This is a genomic window from Bradyrhizobium brasilense, from assembly GCF_029714345.1.
Lineage (GTDB): Bacteria > Pseudomonadota > Alphaproteobacteria > Rhizobiales > Xanthobacteraceae > Bradyrhizobium > Bradyrhizobium australafricanum.
This window is the reverse complement of record NZ_CP121669.1, coordinates 2,975,375-2,996,021: the sequence shown is the minus strand read 5'-3', so window position 1 is coordinate 2,996,021 and position 20,647 is coordinate 2,975,375. Positions and strand designations below refer to the sequence as shown.

Sequence of the window (20,647 nt, the reverse complement as noted above, 5' to 3'; positions counted from 1 at the left end):
TTGGCCAACCCCAAATCGGCGGGTTTTCACAGCCGAAAGGACCTGAATCGGCTCTGTTTTTCTAAGACTTTGCCGCTATATTGGGGGTGCCGGTTCGCCGGCTATGGAAATAAATGACCGTCGCAATAAACCATTCGGACCCGGGGGCGGTACCCGGCGCCTCCACCAAAATCCATCCGTCGCGGTGGCTTTCGGCGGGGGCGAAATAGGATCGACGAGGGCGTAAAGGGCGTGTTTTTTCTCGGTATGGTTCCGCCGACATCGGGCCAATGCAATAGTTGCCAACGACAACTTTGCTCCGGTTGCTCAGGCTGCGTAACGCAGTTTGAAAGACCATCTTAAAGTCCTAGCGGGTTAAGCTCCGCTAGGCGGGGTTCGGAGGCACCTGGCAACAGAAGCCTCCACTTTATCCCTTGTTTCCCAATCGGGCGTCTGCGCGCATTTCAGCGGCCAGCCCTGCTGATTTCCGGCTCCCGGCGGGGTAGCATGGCAAAAGGGCGAGTCGGACGGTCCGGCGCCGCCCCGGCGGGCATTTTCGAAGCGACAGGATCACCATGGCGACCGATCACATCCGATATGACGTGCTGGCGCGCGATGCGCTGCGCGGGGTGCTGCGCCGGGTGTTGTCCGACGCCGCCGAACATGGCCTGCCAGGTGAGCACCATTTCTACATCACCTTCCTGTCGCACGGCGACGGCGTGAAGCTGTCGCCCCGGCTGCTCGCGCAGTATCCGGAGGAGATGACCATCATCCTGCAGCACCAGTTCTGGGATCTGGTGGTGACCGAGGATCGCTTCGAGGTCGGCCTGTCGTTCGGCGGGATTCCCGAGCGGCTGACCGTGCCGTTCGCCGCGGTGACGCGCTTCCTCGATCCGTCCGCGCCGTTCGATTTGCGCTTCGATGTCTCGGACGCACTGTCCGAAGAAGCCCCTCCCGCCACCGCACCGGCCTCTCCCCTGCCCGCCCCTGCGACCGAGAGCGCCGAGACCGAGCAGGAGCCCGCGAAGCCCAGCGAAGGCGCCGAGGTCGTGCGGCTGGACCGCTTCCGCAAGAAATAATCTAAGCGCAGATCACGCCTCGACCTTGTAGGATGCCTGCCGGGATCGGGATGACAAATCGTCATCCCGGCCTACCTTCTGCATGAACGTGCCCTTCACGCGGACGCTGTCGCGTTGCCGCGCGGGGCCACGTTTTGACGACGCAACGGCAAGCATCCACGGAAAGCATGATGGCTCGATCGACGATCCCCTCCAAGGCAAAGACCCGCAGCGAGACCGACAGCTTCGGTCCGATCGACGTTCCCGCCGACCGCTATTGGGGCGCGCAGACCGAACGCTCGCGGCAGAATTTCAAGATCGGCCACGACCGCATGCCGATCGCGATCGTCCATGCACTCGGCATCGTGAAGCTTGCGGCCGCGGAGACCAATCGCGAGCTCGGCCAGCTCGATGCGCGCCGCGCCGGCGCCATCATCCGCGCAGCCAAGGAAGTGATCGAAGGCAAGCTCGACGACAATTTCCCGCTGGTGGTCTGGCAGACCGGCTCGGGCACGCAGAGCAACATGAACGCGAACGAGGTGATCGCCAACCGCGCCAACCAGATGCTCGGCGGCGAGCTTGGCGCCAAGAAGCCGATCCATCCGAACGATCACGTCAACATGAGTCAGTCGTCGAACGACTCGTTTCCGACCGCGATGCATATCGCCGCAGCGAGCCGCATCGTCGCCGATCTGATTCCAGCACTCACCGAACTGCTTCGCGCGTTGCGCAAGAAGGAGAAGGCGTTTGCCAAGATCGTCAAGATCGGGCGCACCCACACCCAGGATGCGACGCCGCTGACGCTCGGCCAGGAATTCTCCGGCTACGCCGCGCAGGTCGAGAGCGGCATCGCGCGGCTGCGCGTCGCGGTGAAGGATCTGTTTCCGCTCGCGCAGGGCGGCACCGCCGTCGGCACCGGCCTCAACTCGAAGCCACGATTTGCGAAAACCTTCGCGCGCCACGTCGCCAAGATCACCAAGCTGCCGTTCACCAGCGCGGCCAACAAGTTCGAGGCGCTGGCTTCCAACGACGCCTATGTGCTGGTGCACGGCGCGATCAACTCGGTGGCGACCGGCCTGTTCAAGATCGCCAATGACATTCGCTTGCTCGGCTCGGGCCCGCGCTCGGGCCTCGGCGAATTGATCCTGCCCGAGAACGAGCCGGGCTCGTCGATCATGCCGGGCAAGGTCAATCCGACCCAGTGCGAAGCCATGACCATGGTCTGCTGCCAGGTGTTCGGCAATCAGACCACGATCACCGTCGCCGGCAGCCAGGGCCATTTCGAGTTGAACGTGTACAAGCCTGTGTTGGCATACTGTATGATAAATTCCATTCAGTTGCTGTCTGACGTTGTCCGCTCATTTACCGAGCATTGCGTTGTCGGAATACGCGCCGACGAAAAGCGCATCAACGAACTGATGCAGCGCTCGCTGATGCTGGTCACCGCACTCGCACCGAAGATCGGTTACGACAACGCAGCCAAGGTCGCCAAGTCGGCGCATGCGCGCGGAACGACGCTGAAGGAAGAGGCTTTGCGGCTCGGATTTGTTTCCGCGGATGAATTTGATCGCCTCGTGCAGCCGGACAAAATGACACACCCGGGCTAAAGCGAAGCGCGCATTGTCCGGATAATTACGGTCAGCGCGCGTGATATAATTATCGATCATAACGCCTAAAGACTAAGGCGCGTTACCTATGAGCTCTGCGCTGGCGCATGGTACAGACGTCTAGTTTTCGCAGAGCGAAACGGATTCTTTGATGCTATCAGGGCATCAAACGGGGATTCGGGATGGATATCGAGCCGGGCGCGTAGCGCAGTTGCTCTTGCTTTCGTCACGATGCATCACCAATTCCGCTCTGGGGACGATGAGGACGACGAGCATGGGCGACGTGGTCAACTTGAAACGATTCAAGAAGCGCGGTGAGCGCGAACAAGCAGCGAAGCAGGCCGAAGCCAATCGTGCGCTATTCGGTCGCACCAAATCCGAACGAGCGCGTGACGAATTCCTCGGCAAGCGCAACGCGCGTGTGCTCGATCAGCACCGCATCGAAAATGGAGACGCATCATGAAGTCTCCCGTCGTCAAGCGCTCGATCGTCGTCGCCGGACACAAGACCAGCGTCAGCCTCGAAGAAGCCTTCTGGAATGGCATGAAGGAGATTTCCGGTCTGCGGAACATGACGCTGTCGGAGTTGGTCGGCGAGATCGACAACAACCGTCAGCAGGGCAATTTGTCCTCCGCGATCCGGCTGTTCGTGCTCGACTACTTCCGCTCGCGCGCCACGCCGGCGGTGCCCACGGATGTCAGGCCGCAACAGGTCGACACGCGTCAGCAGGCCTGACGGCCTCTCCGACCGTCGCCACCAGTTGACGGTCGTTCCGCTGCGCGGGCTCAGCATGAGGGTCAATCGGATCGTCGCGAACGTTGCCGCACCGGACACAGCGGCAGCGAAGTCGCTCTATCGCGACGTGCTTGGCCTCGAGCCCCTGATGGATTTCGGTTGGGTTGCGACTTACGGCTCATCCGAAACAATGCAGGCTCAAATCAGCTTCGCTTCCGAAGGTGGCTCCGGCACGCCGGTGCCTGATCTCTCCATTGAGGTTGACGATCTCGACGAGGCCCTGCGCCGAATGAAGGCAGCCTGCATCGCGATCGAATACGGACCGGCGGACGAGCCGTGGGGCGTGCGGCGCTTCTTCGTCCGCGATCCCTTCGGCAAGCTGATCAATATTCTCCAGCACCGATCATGAGCCAGCGCTTCGTTTGACGCGCTGTCTTGACGCGAACCGGTGCCCGCTTCGCTTGAAAGCGCGTCTAGTTCTGCATCGCCGGCCGCTGCGATGGATTGGCGACCTGCGGCGTCAGCGACAGCGGCGGCCGCAGCGGCTTTGGCCTGGCCGCGCCGGGCGCCGGCTTGACCTCGATCGGCGGCGGCAGCGGCGCCAGCTGCGGCTGGCTCGCAACCGACGCGGGCGGCACAATGGCGGGTGCGGTGGCAACCGGCGGGACAGTCGGCGGCCGCGGCGCAACGATCTTCGGCTTCGCCGGCACGCGGCGCGGGTCAGGGCCAGGCCCCGGCAAGTTGGCGGAAGGCACTCCCGCCGAATTCGGGTTGGATGCATCCGGCGCCGGCTCGGCCGGATGCGGAAGCGCCGTTTGGGTCGGCGGCGGCGCCGGTTCGCCGCGCTCGATGGCGTCGAGCCGCTTGGTCTCCCGATCGATCGCGCGCACCGCAAGCCACGACGACAGCGCCGCAATGTCGATGCTGCGCGACAATCCATCGGGCGTACCGACGGCAAGCAGCTGGATTTCCGGTCGGCTGTTGGCCGTGCCGACCTGCGTCGATGCCAGGGCGGCGCGGATGTCGGCCTGGTCGGCCGGAATGTCGTAGCCGCCGGATACGATCGCATTGGCGCCGTTCGCCGCGAGCGTGGTGGCGCCGACCCGGAGGCGGCCGTCGCGGATGTTGAAGGGGATTTGCGCCGAAGCGATCGACAGCGCGCCGCTCGCGAGCACCGGTTCGACGATCTGCCGCAGCCGCGTGTCGTCGGTCGCCTGCCCGGAATCGCTGGCGCGGATCGCAACCTCGAAGGCGCGCGGATCGAGGCCCGGAAGGCTCAGCCCCTCCAGCGTCACGGTGCCGCTGCCGGACAGCGCGCCGGTCAAGGCCGAGGCGCTGCGGCCCTGCGTCAACAACGTCATCTGCATCGAGGCGCGTCCCTTGGGCATCGCGAGACTGCGGTAGCGCAAGGCTGAACTGTCGATGCCGGACAGCTGCACATTGGCGCTGAGCGCAAGTCCGTTGGCGCCCTGTCGCGCATCGATGGTGGCGGTCGCCTCGCCACCGCCGATCTTGCCCTTGATGCCGTCGAAGGTCAGCGATTGCCCGTCCGACCTGATGGTGCCGCTGACCGGCTGCAGCTCGGCGCCACCCGGCAGCAGGCCATGCAGCGCTTCGAACGTGACCTTGCCGCGCCAGGCGCTTGTGAGCCCCTGGCCGAGCGGCTCCGTCGCATCGTGACCGGCCGCGCCGATCGCGGCCGCGAAAATCGGCGCCAGCGTGATCTGATCGAGACCAACTTCGCCGTCGACGCTTTTCTGATCGGCGAGCGTCAGCGCCAGATGGCCGCGCAGCCGAGAACCGGCGATGATGCTGTCGAGATCGTCGAAGGTCAGCCTGTCGCCCGCGAGCGTCAGCTTCGACGACAGGCGGATGTTTGCGACCGGATCGGCTGGTTTCAGATTGAGCAGCGGACTGATGTCGGCGCTGCGGACGCGGAGGCTGATGCTGGATTTGCCCGCGTTGGCCCCGTCCTTGGTCCAAGGCTCCGCGGTCCCTTCGGCATCCGCGTCGAGCCCTGCGCCCCAGAGCCTTGCCTTCAGCCGCAACGGCGCGCCCCACGCGCCGATCGCCGTGCCCTCGAATTGCGTCGAACCGGCACCGGCTGCGACCGCATGGTCAAGCCCAAGCAGCGCCAGCAAAGCGTTGCCATCGCCGGCCGAGAATTTCGTCTCCGCTGCAACCTCGTTGCGGCGAAGTGCATCGAAATCCAGCGCACGGATCGCGGCCACCTGCGGCGTCGCCGAGATCACCGTATTGCCCTTGAGCTGCGGCGTGTCGAGATCGAGCGTCGCGCGCGCGCTGACGCGATCGGCCGCCTTGCCCTTGCCGAGGTCGAGCGCGAGCCTGGCGCGAACCGGGCCGGCAGCCGCGCGGAGCACGCCAAGCCGCGCGGCCAGCGCCGGCGCGAACGGCTGAACCACAGCGGTCAGCCGGCCAAGCGACGCGGCGGTCGCGTCGACCGCGAGCTTGCCGGTCGAATTAGCGCGGTCGAAATTGCCATTGCCGTCCAGCGTGACGTTGTCGGGCTGGCCGATCTTGACGCGCTCGAGCACGATATTCTTCGGGCTATAGGCGATCTTCGCCAGCAGCGGCCGCAATTCCTGCCCGGAAGAGACCGCGCGCCCGACGTCGAGCGACAGCTGCGCCTCGTCGGGCCATTCGCCTTGCGGACCGGCCAGCGAGCGGATCAATGCCGCGGTCGCGTCGAGATCGAGCCGCTCCGCCTTCAACTGCGCCTCGACCTTCGAGCCGCTGGTCGCCTCGCGGTGCGTAACCGCGACGCGGCCCTCGAGCGTGCCGCCCTCAATCTCCGCCTTCATCGCGTCGATCGAAAAGCCTGATGGCGACACCATGACGTCGCCGCGCAACCGCAGCGGCTTCTGGCTGCGATAGGTGACGTCGCCGCGCCCCTGCAGCCAGGTCATCAGCGCGTCGGGATCGGACGATTCGATGTTGAGCGCGGTCTTGAAGCTGTTCGCTGCACCGGCTTGCGCGCTGGCACCGCTCATGGAGACCCGCGTGGATCCCGGCGCGCGAAATTCCAGCCGGCGCACCGTCCAGGATTTCGCATCCGATCGCAGCTCCGCCGAGATGTCCTGCAACGGACGGCCGCCGAGCATGATCTGCTCGGACGCCAGCTCCAGCTGCGCCGGTATCGGGCTTTGCGGAAGACCCGACAACACCGCGCGCATGGCCGGCAGCACGCGGACCGGCTCGACATTGCCGTTGTTGCTATCCTTGGCGCTATCCTTGGCGGCGAACTTGTCGCCGTCGAGCTGCCGCGCCGTAAGCGAGGCGCGCAGCAGCGGCGACGCACCAAAACGCAGATCGCCATTACCGGCGAGCTTCAGCGCACGGTCCTCGGCGCCATAGCTCAATTCGATCTGGTCGAGCCGTGCCGCCGAATAGTCCGATTTCACCTTGGCTGCGATCCGCCATGGCGGCGCATCGCCGCCGCGCTGACCGGGCGCACCCGCCAGCGTCAGTGTGCCCTCGAACCGCGGCGCGCGGGCCTCGAAGGTCAGGATGCCGTCGAGATCGGCCGACACCGGCCGCTGCCCGGGATCGACGCTGAAGTGCAGGCGGGTGCCGCTGCCATCGGCGCTTTGCCCCGAGGAGACCCGAAACGGGTAGCGGTTGCCGTCGAACATGAAATTGCCGTCACCGCGGATCGCGCTGGCCAGCGAGCGGACGTCGCCGCTGAAGGCAATGTCGTTCAGCTCGAGCGTGCTGCGGCTCGCGGCATCATGCAGTCCGATGCGGCCGGTCAGGTTGAGCCGGTCGATCGCCAGCGAAGCGAGGTTGAAGCTCCCGCTCGACGGCGACCAGTCGATCCGCCCTTTCGGGTCGAGCCCGAGATCGAGCGACACGCCGTTGACGGTGAGCTCGTTCGCGCGCCACTCGCCGCGCATCAGCGAGCTCAGGCTGAACTCGACGTCGAGATTGGCAGCCCGAATCTTGCCGAGGTCGTTGGCGCCGCCGACGGTGACCGTCTTCAACCGCAGCGAGGGTGCCGGCAGCAGTCGCGCGTCGAGATTGCCGGCGACGCGAATCGGCACGCCGATAATCTTGGACGCCTCCGCCTCGAACTGCGGCCGGAACTGGTTCCAGTCAACGAAATATGGACCGACCAGCGCCGCGACCAGTGCAAGAATGAAGGCAATTGCCAGGCCGAGCAGCGTCGTCTGCACGGTGTCTCCCTTTGAGCCAGCTCCGGGGCAGCCTCCTCATGCTGAACCCTTTGCCAACCTCTGGCCGGAGCAACCCAAATATAGAGACAACTACGGCGAAGTCACAGCCGGTTTACTGCTGGGACTTCGGACAGATGGTGGATTTCCCGTTCAAGCGTGCGTGTGCCGGCCTCGCCGCGGATCGCTGCCCCGCGGGAACGTCACCAGCTCGCCGGCAGCCGCTTCAGCCCGCGCAGCACGAAGGTTGGCCGCCACTCCGGATTTTCCGCGTCATCGAGCCGCAGGTCGGGAATCCGGCGCAGCAGTGTCGAGATCGCGATCTCGGCCTCGATCCGCGCCAGCTGGGCGCCGAGGCAGAAATGGATGCCGCCGCCGAACGACAGCGGCTTGACGTTCGGCCGCCGGATGTCGAGCCTTTCGGGGTGATCGGGGTAGACAGCCTCGTCGTGATTGGCCGAGCCGAGCAGGCACAGCACGCTCTCGCCCTTCGGGATGCGCTTGCCACCGAGGTCGTCGATGTCCTCCAGCGCGACACGGCCGGTCAGCTGCACCGAGGAATCGTAACGCAGGAACTCCTCGATCGCATTGGTGATCAGGCCGGGATTGGCCTTCAGCAGCGCGAGTTGGTCCGGGTTGCGGAACAGCGCCAGCAGGCCGTTGCCGATCAGGTTCACGGTCGTCTCGTGGCCGGCGCCGAACAGCAGGATGATGTTGCCGGTCAGTTCCTCATTGGTGAGCTTCTGGCCGTCCTCTTCGGCCTGCACCAACTGGGTGGTGAGGTCGTCGCCGGGCTGCTTGCGGCGCAGCTCGAACAGCTGATGGAAATACATCGCCGCCATCGCATTGGCGGCGTTGCCCTGCTTGATTTCCTCGGGCGTCAGCGGCACCGGCTCGAGGATACGGCCGCCATCGCGCGAACCGTTGTAGAAGGCCTCGCGGTGTTCCTCGGGGATGCCGAGCATGTCGCAGATGATCGTGACCGGCAGGCGGAACGCGAAATCCTCGATCAGGTCCATCTTGCCTTGCGGAATGATGCGGTCGAGCGTCTCGTCGACGACGTGCTGGATGCGCGGCCGCATGTCCTCGACCCGCCGCGCGGTGAAGGCCTTGACGACAAGGCCGCGCAGGCGGGTGTGGTCGGGCGGATCCTGCTGCAGCATCCAGTGGCTCATGCTGCGGAAGACCGGCTCCTCCATGATCTTCGGACCGTAGCGGCGGATCGAGCGCTCGGCAAAATCCTTGCCGAACCGCTTGTCGCGCAGCACGAGGCTCGCCTCGGCGTGCCGGCTGGCGACGAAGGCGCCGTGCACATTGACATGCATCGGATCGAGGCGGCGTAGCCGCTCGTAATACGGATAGGGATTGCGAATGAATTCAGGCGCCAGTGGATTGAAAAGCGGCTCGCCGCTCGCCGGCTGAACTTGCTCGTTCATGGTGACCTCGTTCGCTCGCTACGCCGGTGCATGCAGCCTGGCGTGCCCTGGTGTCATCCTCAAGTCCGCATCATCACGGATGCGGCTGTTCTGGTTCTGTCGAATGCAACTCGATACACTCTTGTATCGAGTTGCATTGTGCCCTAAAATGCGCCGATGTCAAGGGTTCGAACCAGACCGACACGGGACGACACCTGCGAGAAGCTGTTCGAGGCGGCGGCGCGGGTGTTCGAGGAACAGGGCATCGGCGGCGCCAGCATCGAGGCGATTGCGGCCGCGGCGGGCTTCACCCGCGGCGCCTTCTATTCGAACTTCAAGAGCAAGGACGAGCTGATCTTCGCGATGCTCGAGGATCACGTCGAGCAATCGATCCGGCGCAATCTCGATTTGCTCGCCCGGCACAGCAACCTGGCCGACTTCCTCGAGGCGCTGCGCACCATGGATCGCAGCCGGCAGGATCCGCTCGGCCGCTCCCCTCTCCTGCACATGGAGATGATCCTGTTCGTGGCGCGCGCCGAGAAGCGCCGGCCCGAGCTCGCCAAGCGCCTGCGCGCGCGGCGCAAGCTGATCGCCGACATCGTCACGACTGCGCAGAAGAATAGCGGCAGGAACGGCAGGCTCGATCCGGATTGGACCGGAGCGATCGTGCTGGCGCTGGAAGATGGTTTCCGCCTGCACCGCCTGATCGATCCGGAAACCACCCCCGCCGACAGCTGCCTGCGCGCGATCACCGACCTGCAGCGCGCGATCGGCGTTTCGGCAGCCTGACGCGTCAGGCCGCGCTTGCGACCTTGTGCACCTGTCCGGCGACGGCGCGGACCTTGCGGGGCGAGGCCTGCCAGATCGCAAATGCCGACAGCAGGCTGACGGCGATCCCGAGCAGGAAGGCGCTGGTATAGCTGCCCGAGAGATCATAGAGCTGGCCGGTGATCCAGGGGCCCGCAGCGCCGCCGGCGAGCGCAGCCAGCATCACGGTGCCGAAGATGCTGCCGTAATGCTTGCCCTGAAAGATCTCCAGCACGACCGGTCCCATCACGGATGTCAGGCCATAACCAAGCGCGCCCTGGGTGAAGACCATGAGATAGATCAGCGCCATGTTGGGCCAGTATTTCAAGGCGGCGAGCGCGGCGAAGCAGATCACGAAGCCGAAGCAGGAGATCGCCCACACCCATTCCCGGCCGATGCGATCGGAGAGATGCCCGAGCCAGATCTGGCCGGGAATGCCGAGCAGGCTGACGACGCCAAGCGCCCAGACGCTAACACTGGAGCTGAACCCGATGTCGAGCAGGAATTTGGTCTGATGCACCTGCACCGCGTACCAGATGTACAGGCCGCAGAAATAACCGATCGCGATCCACCAGAACCGCGCGGTGCGCAGCGCACGCGACAGCGTCCAGTCGGTGCCGGCCCACACCGGGTCGACGATATTCGATGCCGGCCTGGCTGACGTCGCCGTCGGTGCGGCATCGCCGTCCGGCTGCAGGCCGATGTCCTCCGGCCGCTTGTGCAGCAAGAGATTGATCGGCGCGAGCACGACCAGCACCACGATCCCCATTGCGGTGCAGGCGGTGCGCCAGCCGGTGTGCTCGATCATGTGCTGCACCCACGGCAGCAGCGTCACCGAGCCGATACCGACGCCGGCGAAGGCGAGCCCGATCGCGAGTCCGCGGCGGCGAAGGAACCAGTTCGGCACGAACAGCGATTGTCCGGAATAGCCGAGGCAGACGCTGCCAGCGCCGACCAGCACGCCGATCGTGAGATAGAGGTGCCAGGGCTGCGTCGTCAGCGGCGCCAACAGCAGACCCGAGCCCATCAAGAGCACGCCAAGCTCCATCACTGCGCGCGGACCGCCGCGGTCCATCAACCGGCCGATCAGCGGACTTGCGATCGCCGAGGCGACAAAGCCGAACGAGAAGGCGCCCGCCGTGATGCCGCGCTCCCAGCCGAATTCCGAGATGATCGGCGGATAGAACAGCGAGAACGCCGTACGCGCGTTGACGCCGATCGCCATGGTGACGAAGGTCACCGCGACGATGATCCAGCCGTAGAAAAAGGGAAGTCGCATCGGAGGCAGCATTCCATCCGCAACGGAACAGGCTGGACCGGCGCCGTAGCGGACTTTGGGCAGCCGGCAGCAGGCGCTGCCACCAGCCAGATTTCAGGACGACCTGGAGACAGAAGGGCCGACGTATCCGTCGACCCTTGCCGCCACAATCAACCGCCGTGATCGCCTCGTCAACGCTTGCGCGGACGCTTAGCCGCCTTTTTGGCTGCCTTCTTCTTGCTAACGACCTTCTTCTTGCCGGCGCGCTTCCCGCCGCCTGATTTGGTGCGCCTGAACGTTGGCCTGCGGAGCGAAAGCTCGGGCCAGGCGATCGGCTGTTCACCGCTGTCTGGGTCGTTGTCGCCGGGCGGATCTTCGGCGCTGTCATCCATCGGCCCTTGCACGACCAGATGGACAAGATAGGCGGTGCCGGCCCCATTCAGGTAGTTCGCGAGCGGCTCGTTGTTGCTCGGAAACAGATGCGGATGGGTCACCACGCTGTTTTCCTCAACCGAGAACTTCACCGCCTTGATCGCGGTTCGGGTCATCGCGTCGCCCAGGATCTTCTTGATCGCCTCCTGCGTCTCCTGAGGCAGCACATGGTGGAGAAAGAAGAACCATTTCCGCTTGGCATCATCCTTCCCGTAATCCTTGCTCGGATAGGCACCGATGCGGAACGCGACGCGCCGCAACCTGTGGCTCGGATCAAACAGCTTTTCTTTCTTGTTGTGCTTGCGAAGAGTAGCCAGATCCTTGCCGCTGAAGAGCTCATTCAGCCGGTCCACGATTTCAGCATCGGGACCGCTGCCGACGGGAAGTAGCGCACCCATTTGTCGTCTCCCTTTGTGCAATTTGATTCAGTCGTAAAAACTCGGACAGATAGCACCGCGGAATTGCCGGCGCGGCCTCCGGTCGAACCAGTACGCGTTTGCGCCTCGGCCAATGATCGGCCCAGCACACGCTTGGACCGCGCTTGCGAGCTCCCAGGCCGCAGGCGGCAAGCGCGGTCAATTGCTCGATGCTCGATACCGCGCGCTGAATCGAGAGCGTGCGCCCGGTCTGCTTGCGTAACCGGGCTGCGCCCTTGGCGAGAATCCAGCGGTCCGCCGCGCACTCGCAACCGAGCTCGGAATTGGCGGCGAGCCGGCCGCCTTTCGACAGATGGTGTCCGACTTCGTGAAGCAGGGCGAAGACAAGGCCGTCGGCGTTCATCGCCGCGTGGTAAGCCAGTCCGCCATAGATCCGCACGACGCGGTCGTTGCCACGAATGAAGGCCTGAGCATTGACGGTTGCGCTTCCTTCGTCGAGCTCGAAAAGCAGATCGGAAAACGCACGCCTGAAATCGGCCAGGATCTCGCAAAGGAGCGCGTCCCTGCACGCGCGGGCGCTTCCTTTGCCGACCGGTTCGCCCGTCACATTCGCGAACAACATGAGATCATCCGAATGGGATCAGAACAATTTCACTCGCAACTCAAATATTATTGGCTTCGTTCGAACTTCGACTCGCTTTGACCGTCTTTCCCGCGCCACCGACAAAGGGCGCGAAGATCATTGCGCCGGTCTCGTGAAGCAGCGCGGTCGCGCGATCCAGTTCCTTCGTGCTCTCCTCGGCCTCATTGCCGCGCCCGGAGCGCAACAGCAGATCGGCGCGAACCGATCGGGCAAGGCATTCCGGAATGCGCGCGTGCCGCTTGACCGCAACCGCAATCGCCTCGTCGACGGCGGACAACGCTGCCGCCGCATCTCCCTTCTGCCGATACGCGTTCGCCAGATCGGCGAGAATCCGTGCTTCGTTTTCGAGGCCGGCCTTGCGAGTTCGCGCGAAGTCGAGCGCGGCCGTCAGATCCTCGATCGATGATGTGATCCGGCCTGCCACCATATGGGACAGGCCGCGGCTGGCCTGGGCGTAGACGCGCAAATATGGATTGCCGCTTTTGACCGCGAGCGAGAAGGCGCGATCGGCGTGGTGCTGGGCCAGTCCGACGTCGCCTTCGGACCAGGCGAGGTCGACATAGGCGAGGCTCGGAATGACGTAGTGAATGGCATCGACCTGGCTGCCATCCAGTTGCAGCACGCGATCGAGCAGCGGCCGGGCCTCGGACCCGCGCCCCAGCATCACGAGCGTCTGCCCGCGCATGGCGGTCAGCCAGACCTCGACGTCGAATCCAAGCGTCTCCCGGTCCGACTTCACGATCTCCGAGGCGCGTGCGGCCGCCTCCATGTTCATCTGCAGCGCCTCCGACATCCGCCCCGAGAGCCGGAGCGCGTGGCAGAGAATGGCCTTCAGCGTGACCTGGACGCTGGAGTCGGTGCCGGTGTCGGCAAGCGCCTTGGCTTCCAGCACCCGCTCGACATATTCGTCGGCCGAGCCGCCATTCGCCAAAATCCGGCCGTAGGCAGCGTGAATCAGCGTGTTGGCGCGCAGGTCCCCCATCGCGAGCGCGAGGCCGCGGGCTTCCTCGAAATAGACCTGCGCATCGGCGGCGGAAATTCCCTCGCGCCAGCCGAAATTCACGATCTGGCCGCAGGCCATCATCTTCAGATAGTCGGTCATTTGCGACGGAGGCTGGTGCGTCAGGAGTTCACGCACCTTCTTCCAGCTTCGCAAGGCCTGACTGGGATCGTTCGCGCCGACCCAGACCGCCGCGCGCATGTGCTGCTGCGCCGCCTTCAAATGTTCGCCGGCATGCTCCCAATGGTAGGCGAGAAGCGACGCCCGTTCCTCGGCGCGATCCTTGAACAGCTTCTCGATCGCCTGCGCGACGGCCGCGTGAAGCTCGCGGCGCCGTTCGTGCAACAGCGACAGATAAGCGACTTCCTGGATCAGCGGATGACGAAACGCGATCAGCCGCTGCTCAAAGGGAGGCACGTCGTAGAGCAATTCGGCGCGTCGCAAATGTCCCACGGCTTCCAGCAGCTCGGCCTTCGCCAGTCCGGCAACGGCATCGAGAACCGACAACGAAATCTCGCGCCCGGCAACCGAAGCGACCTCAAGGGCTCTTTTTGCGTGTTCGTCGAGGCGATCGATGCGCGCCGCGACCACTGCTTGCACGGTCGTCGGAAGCGGAATTGTGTCGATGCCGCCCTTCAGCCGGTACGCGCCCTTCTCGCCCTCGAAGTCGCCGCGCTCGACGAGGGCGCTCATGAGCTCTTCCAGGAAGAACGGATTGCCGTGCGCGCGCTCGACGATGTTCCGGCTCAACAGCGCCAGCGACGGGTCGGTACCAAAATGATCGCGCAAGATCGATTGCGCCTCCGCGGGCCCAAGCGGAGCCATGTTGATCTGCCGGTAATGCGACCGCTGCATCAGCGGCGCGCTCAATCCGGCCCTGAAATTGACCAGCAGCATCGTCGTGGTTCCGACCACGGCGTCGGCAAGGGCCTCGACGAACTCCTCGCTCGCCGGATCGATCCAGTGCAGATCGTCGATCAGGACGACCGTCACATTGTCACGAGGTGCGGCGCGTACCAGTTCGCCGACGAAATCGAGCAATTGGGCCTTGCGGGCCTTGGGATCCAGTTTCGGCGCGGGCTGGTGCGGGTCCGCCAGACCGAGGAATTCCAGCAGCACGGGTGCCAGATGATCGGAGACCGGCATTGCCGCCAACCGGTCGAAGACACGGCGGCGCGAGACGTCCGGCGCTTCCTCCTTGATGCGAAGGCCGAAAATATCCCGAAGCAGCGCCAGCACCGGCTGAAACGGCGTTGCGCGGCCGTGCGCGAGCACACGCGCCTCAAAGACGCGGATGCCCTTGCTGCGACAACTCTCGGCAAATTCGAAGCAAAGGCGACTCTTTCCTATGCCGGCTTCGCCAACGACACCGATCGCCCGGCCATCTCCCTTGCGGGTGTTCTCGAGTTCAGCCGTCAGCGCCGCAAACTCGTCGGCGCGGCCGGTCAAGGGACTCAACCGTCGTCCGGTCCGGAACACACCGCTCGACGGCGCATGCTGGAGGCCCCTCAGCCTGAGCACCTCGATGGGGGCCGCCAGCCCTCGAATGGCCTGCTCGCCAAGCGACTCCACCTCCACGAACTGCTTCGCGACAGCGTAGGTTTCCCTCGAGACCAGAATGGTGCCGGGCTCGGCAAGGTGCTCCAGTCGACTGGCGAGGTGCACGTTCGCGCCCGCGGCGTCATAGGTTTGATAGATGCCGTGCTCGATGGCCTGGAAGACGACCTCACCGGTGTGGACGCCGACGCGGATTTGCATATCGACGTCATGCAGGCGCTTGACGTCATCCTGCATCGCCAGCGCCGCGAGACAGCCCCGAACGGCGTGATCCTCATGAGGCTGCGGGGCGCCGAACATCGCCATGACGCCGTCGCCCTGGGCCTTGTTGACGACGCCGCCGTAGCGGTGAACCGCCTCGTTCATCAGGTCGAGTACCGGCTGCAAGCGGCGCATGCCCAGTTCGGGATCTCCGAGGCTATCGATGATGCCCGTCGAGTTGCTGATATCAGCGAAAAGGATCGTGAGGCGCTTCCGCTCCCCACCCTTGGCATGCAAGCTCCTCAGGGCATGCTCGTGCGACGGCTGAACCCGGGTCGCGTCAATCGCCGTCGCCAACGCAGCGCCGCACTTTCCGCAAAAGCGGCTGCTTGATCCGTTCAGGTGGCCGCAAGCTTCACACGTAATTCCGAGAGTGGCCCCGCACCCTTCGCAATACTCATTGGTCGCCCTGTTCTGACAACCGCAACGCAAACATTGCATCGTAGGCCTCTTGAAGAGAGCTGCAGACGCAGGCAACAGCAACAAGTCTTAAAAACAACGCGACAATGATCACAATCGGGTATCGTTGTGAAGCTTAGCAAAGCCGCCTGCACCTGTCGTGCCATTTTATGGCGCACGTGCAGATTGCGCCAAAACGGCAGTCGACGCCGCATCCGATCACAAGTTGCGTCGCCGTTGGCGTCGAGCACACAGGTTGCATTGGCTAAGTCTGCAACGCGTGGCTCTCATGGCCGAAATAGGCGCGCTCGAGCCGATGCGCCAAGTCGCTCTCTCCGGTCGACGCCTCCAGCGCGATCGCACCCTGCACCAGCGCGTAGACGCGATCGGCGCAGGCGAGCGCCTTCTCCAAGAGCTGCTCGACCAGCAGCACGGAGGTGCCCTGCTCGCGCAGCCGGCCGATGACGTTGAGGACGCGATCGACCAGCACCGGCGACAGTCCCGCGGACGGCTCGTCGAGCATCAACAGCCGCGGCCGGCGGACCAGGCCCTGCGCCACCGTCAGCATCTGCTGCTGCCCGCCCGACAGCGCGCCGCCGCGTTCATGCCGCTTCTCGGCGATTTCGGGAAAGAACGCCAATGCCTCCTCGATGCGCACGGCGCGCTCGGCGCGCGGCAGGTCATAACCTGCGAGCAGCAAATTGTCGGTCACGGAGATCTGCGTGAACACGCGATGTCCCTCGATCACATGCACGAGCCCGGCCCGCGCGGCATCGCGTGGCGTGGCGTTGGTCATGTCGCGGTCGCCGAACCGGACCTGTCCGGCAGTGACGGGCAACAGTCCGGACATCGCGCGCAGCAGCGTGGTCTTGCCGGCCCCGTTGGGCCCGAGCAGCGCCACGACCTCGCCGGCGGCAATCGCGATGTCGATGCCGTGCAGCACACGGATCTTGCCGTAGCCGGACTCCAGCCGATTGACCGAGAGCAACGGTTCAGCCGCCGAGATAGGCACTGACGACCTCCTTGTGGACGCGGATCTCCGCCGGGGTTCCCGCCGCCAGCGTCCGGCCCAGATTGAGCACGGTGACCTGGTGGCAGATATCGAAGATCAGATCGGCATGGTGCTCGACCAGCAGCACACCGGTACCGCGGCCGCAGACCGCCTTGATCAGGCTGGCAAGCCGCTCGATCTCGTCATTGGAGAGACCCGCGGCGGGCTCGTCGAGCAGCAGGAAGTCCGGATCGAGCATCAGCGCCCGCGCGATCTCGATGAAGCGCAATTCGCTGTGCTGCAGGCGATCGGCGCGGATGTCGGCGAGCGCCTCGAGGCCGACGACGCCGAGCAGCGCGTGCGCCTTGGCCGCGAGCAGACGCTCGTCGGCGCCGTTGCGCGGCAGCGCGAGCATCGCCTCGACGAAATTGGCCCGGCCCTCGATCGAGCCGCCGATCATGACGTTCTCCAGCACCGAGGCTTCGCCGATCACGCGCGGCGTCTGGAAGGTGCGCGCGATGCCGCACGCGGCGCGCTTGACCGGCTGACCCGCGGCCAGGACTTCGCCACCAAGCGTCATGGTGCCGGCTTTGGCGGCATAGTAGCCCGAGATCACGTTGAGCGTCGTGGTCTTGCCGCTGCCGTTCGGTCCGATCAGCCCGTGGATCGCGCCGGGCGCGATATCGAGATCGAGGCCGTCGATCGCCTTCACATTGCCGAAGCTCAGCGCGATGCCGCGCAATTGCAGTGTCTTGCCGCCGTCCCTGCGGCGCACGATGTCGGCGAGTGCAGCGGGCCGCGGAACGATAGCACGGTTGCTGGCGAGCGGCCGACGGTTGCGGAAATCGAGCAACGCCGCGATGCCACCGGGCATCACCAGTACGATCACGAGCAGCAGCACCGCGTAGAGGAAGGTCGACCACGCCGCGAGCGGTGCCGCGATCTCGGGCAGGATGGTCAGGATGATGGTGCCGAGCATGGGCCCGAGGATCGAGCCGCGGCCGCCGATCAGGATCGCGATGAAGAACAGCACCGAGAGATCGAAGGTGAACGCATCAGGCGTGATGTAGGTCTGCAGGGTCGCGAACAATCCGCCGGCGATCGCCGCCAGCGCGCCGGCGAACAGGAAGATCGCGATCAGCATTTTCGGCTTGGAGATGCCGCTGGCCTCAGCGGCGACCTCGGCATCGCGCACCGCGATCAGCGCGCGGCCGAACCGGCTGCGCGCGACGTTGGCGCTCATCCAGGTGGTCAAGGCGGCGAAGGCGATGCAGAGGGCGTAGAAGCCCCACGGCGTGTTGAACGGCGGCGGGAATTCCGGACCGGCAATGCCGATGCCGCCGCCGGTCACGCTCTGCCAGGCCAGCGCGATCTGGGTCACGATGGTCGCAAAGCCGAGCGTCGACATGGCGAAGTAGAAGGTACGCAGGCGCAGCGCCGGCAAGCCGACCACCACGCCGAAGATCGCGCCGATCAGGCCGGCGATCGGCAAGGCGACGAATACCGGAAGCGCCGGCATCACGTTGCCGGCAACCAGCACGCTCGTCGTGTAGGCGCCGAGCGTCAGCAGCGCGACATAGCCGATCGCAAGGTGACCGGCGAAGCCGACCACCAGATTGAGGCCCGATACCAGCACCCAGTAGATCGCCATGCGGGTGCCGATCAGCACCCAGTAATCGTTGCTGACGAACGGCAGCAGCACCGCCGCCACCAGAATGCCGAGGAACGGCAGGACGTGCGGCAGCGCGGCGCGCCACACGCCGCTGTCGGTTCGGGACGGCGTGGCCACGACCGACGTCATCACACCCTCCGCGCGGTCGAGGCGCCGAACAGCCCTTGCGGCGCGGCGAGCAGCACCACGATGAACAGCGTGAACACCGCGACCGAGGAAAAGATGCCGCCGACCAGGAAGTTCGCGGCCTGCTGGAACAGGCCGAGCGCCAGCCCGCCGATGATCGCGCCTCTGTTGTTGCCGAGCCCACCCAGCGCCACCGGCACGAAGCCGTAGAAATTGAGCAGCGCGCCGTTGGCGAAGAAGGCGAGCAGCAACTGGCCGCCGGAAAACCCGGCGATGCCGCCGACCACGCCGGCAAGCGCGTAGCTCGCGACCCGCAGATTGCGCTCAGGCAGGCCGAGCGCCCGCGCCGCAAAATTATCCTCGGCGATGGCCAGGAACGCGCGGCCGACCAGGGTGCGGCGGTAGAGATACTCAAGGCCGATGATGGTGACGGCACAGGCGAGGACCGGCAGCCAGAATTTCTCGTCCCAAAGGCCCTCGCCGAATCCTGCGATGCGCGGGAACGGCTGCGGCTCGGTGCCCCATTTGATCGCGGTGATTTGCTGGATCATCAGCGCGACCGCGAGGGTCGAGAGCACATAGAGATGCTGGTCGAGGCTCTTGAGCACCGGCCGCACCGCGACGAATTCGGTGATGATTCCAATCACCGCGCAGCAGAGCAGCGTCAGCACGAAGCCGACGGCAATGGGCAGGCCGAGCTTCAGCGTGAACATCGAACCAAACACGCCGCCCAGCATCGCCAGCTGGCCGGCGGTGAAGCTCATCACCCGCGAGGTCGAGAACATCGTGTTGTAGGTGACGCCGACGAGCGCGTAGATCGCGCCCGCCGCGAGACCGGATGCAAGGATCGAGGCCAGCATCGGCTGCGCCTCGCCCTTCTATGTATACCCCGGCGCCAGCGCGAAGGTGCCGTCCTTGGCGGTAGAGGCTTCCGACATCACGATCTCTTCGGTCAAATAGCCGTTGTGCTCGGTCGGCGAGAAGCGGTAATTGCCGAAATAGCCGGGATAGGTCGACAGCGTATTCCAGTACTTGATGATGCCGGCGCTGTCGGTCGAGCCGCTTTCGGCGACCGCCTTGGCGATCAGCTCGATGCAATCGATGCCGCCCGCGACCCACCACAACAGCGTGTCGTTCAGCGCGATGTTGGCCTTGGTCAGGCGCGCAACCAGGTCCGCGCTCTTCGGCGGCAGCTTGCCGGCGCCGTCATAGCTGCAGCTCTTGTAGCCGATCGCGTAGACCTTCTTCCAGTTCTCCGGCTTGGCGACCAGGCTCGCAAGCTCGCCCGACGCCATCGAGGGATGCCCGACAAAAGGCACGTCCCAGTTCATCGCGGCGCGGGTGTTGAACATGCGCGCCTCCATGCCGGTCGAGACGCTCCACACCACGATCGCTTCCGCGCCGGCATTCTTGGCGCGCAGCATGTCCGGCGTCATGTCGGGCTGCGTGGCGTCGATGTTGGCCTGGTAGGCCACCTCGGCACCGTCCTTCTTGAACGCCGCGACGGAAGCGCCGACCGCGGTGACGCCATAGCCGGTGGTGTCGCCGATCACGGCGACCTTCTTCACCTTGAGGATCTTGAGACAGTAATTGCGCACGGCATCGTCCCATTGGTTGTTCGACGGCGCGATGCGGAACGCGTTGGGGAACTTGACCGGGTCGATCAGGGTCTCGACGACGCAGGGATGCAGGTCCGGCATCTTGGCGCGCGCCATGATCGGCGTCGTCGCCAGCGCCTCGCCCGAGTTCAGCGGCCCCCAGATCGCGTGCACCTTGGCCTGGCTGATCAGCTCCTGCGTGGCGTTCACCGCCTTGGTCGGATCGCCCTGGGTATCGCGCATCACGAGCTCGATCTTGCGGCCCTTCACCCCGCCGGCACCGTTGATGGCGTCGACCGCGAAGTTGACGCCGCGATTGAAGCCGACGGTCGGCGCCGAGCTCGGGCCGGTGATCGCCGCGAGACAGCCGATCTTGATCGGTTCCGATTGTGCGACGGCTGGCGCCGGGAAGGAAAATGATGCGGCGCTCAATGCACCGGCGCTGCCCAACAAAACGTCACGGCGTGAAATAGCCATGTGATGCCTCCCTGTTTCCCTCTCGGCGCCCGTCGTTTGTTGCGGGACGTCCGTTCATTGATTGT

At 65.0% G+C, this 20,647-nt stretch carries 16 protein-coding genes and 1 other RNA gene; 7 read left to right on the top strand and 10 right to left on the bottom strand.

Annotated elements, in window-relative coordinates; genetic code table 11:
- The first annotated feature begins 50 nt into the window (after positions 1-50).
- The 6 genes from ssrA to QA635_RS13755 all read left to right on the top strand — a co-directional run bounded on the left by ssrA (position 51) and on the right by QA635_RS13755 (position 3,788).
- Positions 51-406: a transfer-messenger RNA gene (gene ssrA / locus QA635_RS13780) on the top strand.
- A gap of 148 nt (positions 407-554) precedes the next feature.
- Positions 555-1,058, top strand: coding sequence for an SspB family protein (locus QA635_RS13775; RefSeq protein WP_283069685.1), 504 nt, complete (start codon positions 555-557; stop codon positions 1,056-1,058).
- A gap of 167 nt (positions 1,059-1,225) precedes the next feature.
- On the top strand, positions 1,226-2,644 hold the full coding sequence (gene fumC, locus QA635_RS13770; RefSeq protein WP_283069683.1) for a class II fumarate hydratase: 1,419 nt from the start codon (positions 1,226-1,228) through the stop codon (positions 2,642-2,644).
- 274 nt (positions 2,645-2,918) lie between these two features.
- The gene (locus QA635_RS13765; protein WP_283069682.1) at positions 2,919-3,107 is read left to right on the top strand and encodes a DUF4169 family protein; all 189 of its coding nucleotides are present in this window, start codon (positions 2,919-2,921) and stop codon (positions 3,105-3,107) included.
- Positions 3,104-3,379, top strand: a complete 276-nt coding sequence (locus tag QA635_RS13760; protein ID WP_024580116.1) for a ribbon-helix-helix domain-containing protein — start codon at positions 3,104-3,106, stop codon at positions 3,377-3,379. The genes QA635_RS13765 and QA635_RS13760 overlap by 4 nt, the downstream gene beginning before the upstream one ends.
- 55 nt (positions 3,380-3,434) lie before the next feature.
- Positions 3,435-3,788 carry a VOC family protein gene (locus QA635_RS13755; RefSeq protein ID WP_283069674.1) on the top strand — a complete coding sequence of 118 codons (354 nt, stop codon included), beginning with the start codon at positions 3,435-3,437 and terminating at the stop codon, positions 3,786-3,788.
- A gap of 64 nt (positions 3,789-3,852) precedes the next feature.
- On the opposite strand, the gene QA635_RS13750 is transcribed toward QA635_RS13755, so the two are convergent.
- On the bottom strand, positions 3,853-7,572 hold the full coding sequence (locus QA635_RS13750) for an AsmA family protein (RefSeq protein WP_283069673.1): 3,720 nt from the start codon (positions 7,570-7,572) through the stop codon (positions 3,853-3,855).
- A 200-nt stretch (positions 7,573-7,772) separates the two neighbouring features.
- The gene (locus tag QA635_RS13745) at positions 7,773-9,005 is read right to left on the bottom strand and encodes a cytochrome P450 (RefSeq protein ID WP_028332498.1); all 1,233 of its coding nucleotides are present in this window, start codon (positions 9,003-9,005) and stop codon (positions 7,773-7,775) included.
- Positions 9,006-9,161: 156 nt separating this feature from the next.
- Here QA635_RS13745 and QA635_RS13740 point away from each other — a divergent pair, with 156 nt between their 5' ends.
- Entirely contained in the window at positions 9,162-9,773 is a 612-nt protein-coding gene (locus QA635_RS13740) for a TetR/AcrR family transcriptional regulator (protein WP_050385423.1), read from the top strand.
- Between the two features lie 4 nt (positions 9,774-9,777).
- Here QA635_RS13740 and QA635_RS13735 read toward each other — a convergent pair whose 3' ends face one another.
- The 8 genes from QA635_RS13735 to QA635_RS13700 all read right to left on the bottom strand — a co-directional run bounded on the left by QA635_RS13735 (position 9,778) and on the right by QA635_RS13700 (position 20,582).
- Complete coding sequence (locus tag QA635_RS13735) at positions 9,778-11,070, bottom strand: MFS transporter (RefSeq protein WP_141341109.1); 1,293 nt, start codon at positions 11,068-11,070, stop codon at positions 9,778-9,780.
- A gap of 170 nt (positions 11,071-11,240) precedes the next feature.
- The gene (locus tag QA635_RS13730) at positions 11,241-11,879 is read right to left on the bottom strand and encodes a hypothetical protein (RefSeq protein ID WP_283069670.1); all 639 of its coding nucleotides are present in this window, start codon (positions 11,877-11,879) and stop codon (positions 11,241-11,243) included.
- Complete coding sequence (locus QA635_RS13725; protein ID WP_283069668.1) at positions 11,839-12,480, bottom strand: hypothetical protein; 642 nt, start codon at positions 12,478-12,480, stop codon at positions 11,839-11,841. Before QA635_RS13725 ends, QA635_RS13730 begins: the two co-directional genes overlap by 41 nt.
- Before the next feature lie 40 nt (positions 12,481-12,520).
- Complete coding sequence (locus QA635_RS13720) at positions 12,521-15,760, bottom strand: adenylate/guanylate cyclase domain-containing protein (protein WP_283069666.1); 3,240 nt, start codon at positions 15,758-15,760, stop codon at positions 12,521-12,523.
- A 223-nt stretch (positions 15,761-15,983) separates the two neighbouring features.
- Positions 15,984-16,730 (bottom strand): ABC transporter ATP-binding protein, encoded by a 747-nt coding sequence (locus QA635_RS13715; protein WP_283069664.1) that lies wholly within the window; start codon positions 16,728-16,730, stop codon positions 15,984-15,986.
- Positions 16,711-18,510, bottom strand: a complete 1,800-nt coding sequence (locus QA635_RS13710) for a branched-chain amino acid ABC transporter ATP-binding protein/permease (protein WP_283069662.1) — start codon at positions 18,508-18,510, stop codon at positions 16,711-16,713. The genes QA635_RS13715 and QA635_RS13710 overlap by 20 nt, the downstream gene beginning before the upstream one ends.
- A complete protein-coding gene (locus tag QA635_RS13705; RefSeq protein WP_283069660.1) occupies positions 18,510-19,367 on the bottom strand; it encodes a branched-chain amino acid ABC transporter permease in 858 nt (285 codons plus the stop codon). The genes QA635_RS13710 and QA635_RS13705 overlap by 1 nt, the downstream gene beginning before the upstream one ends.
- Positions 19,368-19,385: 18 nt before the next feature.
- A complete protein-coding gene (locus QA635_RS13700) occupies positions 19,386-20,582 on the bottom strand; it encodes an ABC transporter substrate-binding protein (RefSeq protein ID WP_283069658.1) in 1,197 nt (398 codons plus the stop codon).
- Positions 20,583-20,647 lie beyond the last annotated feature (65 nt).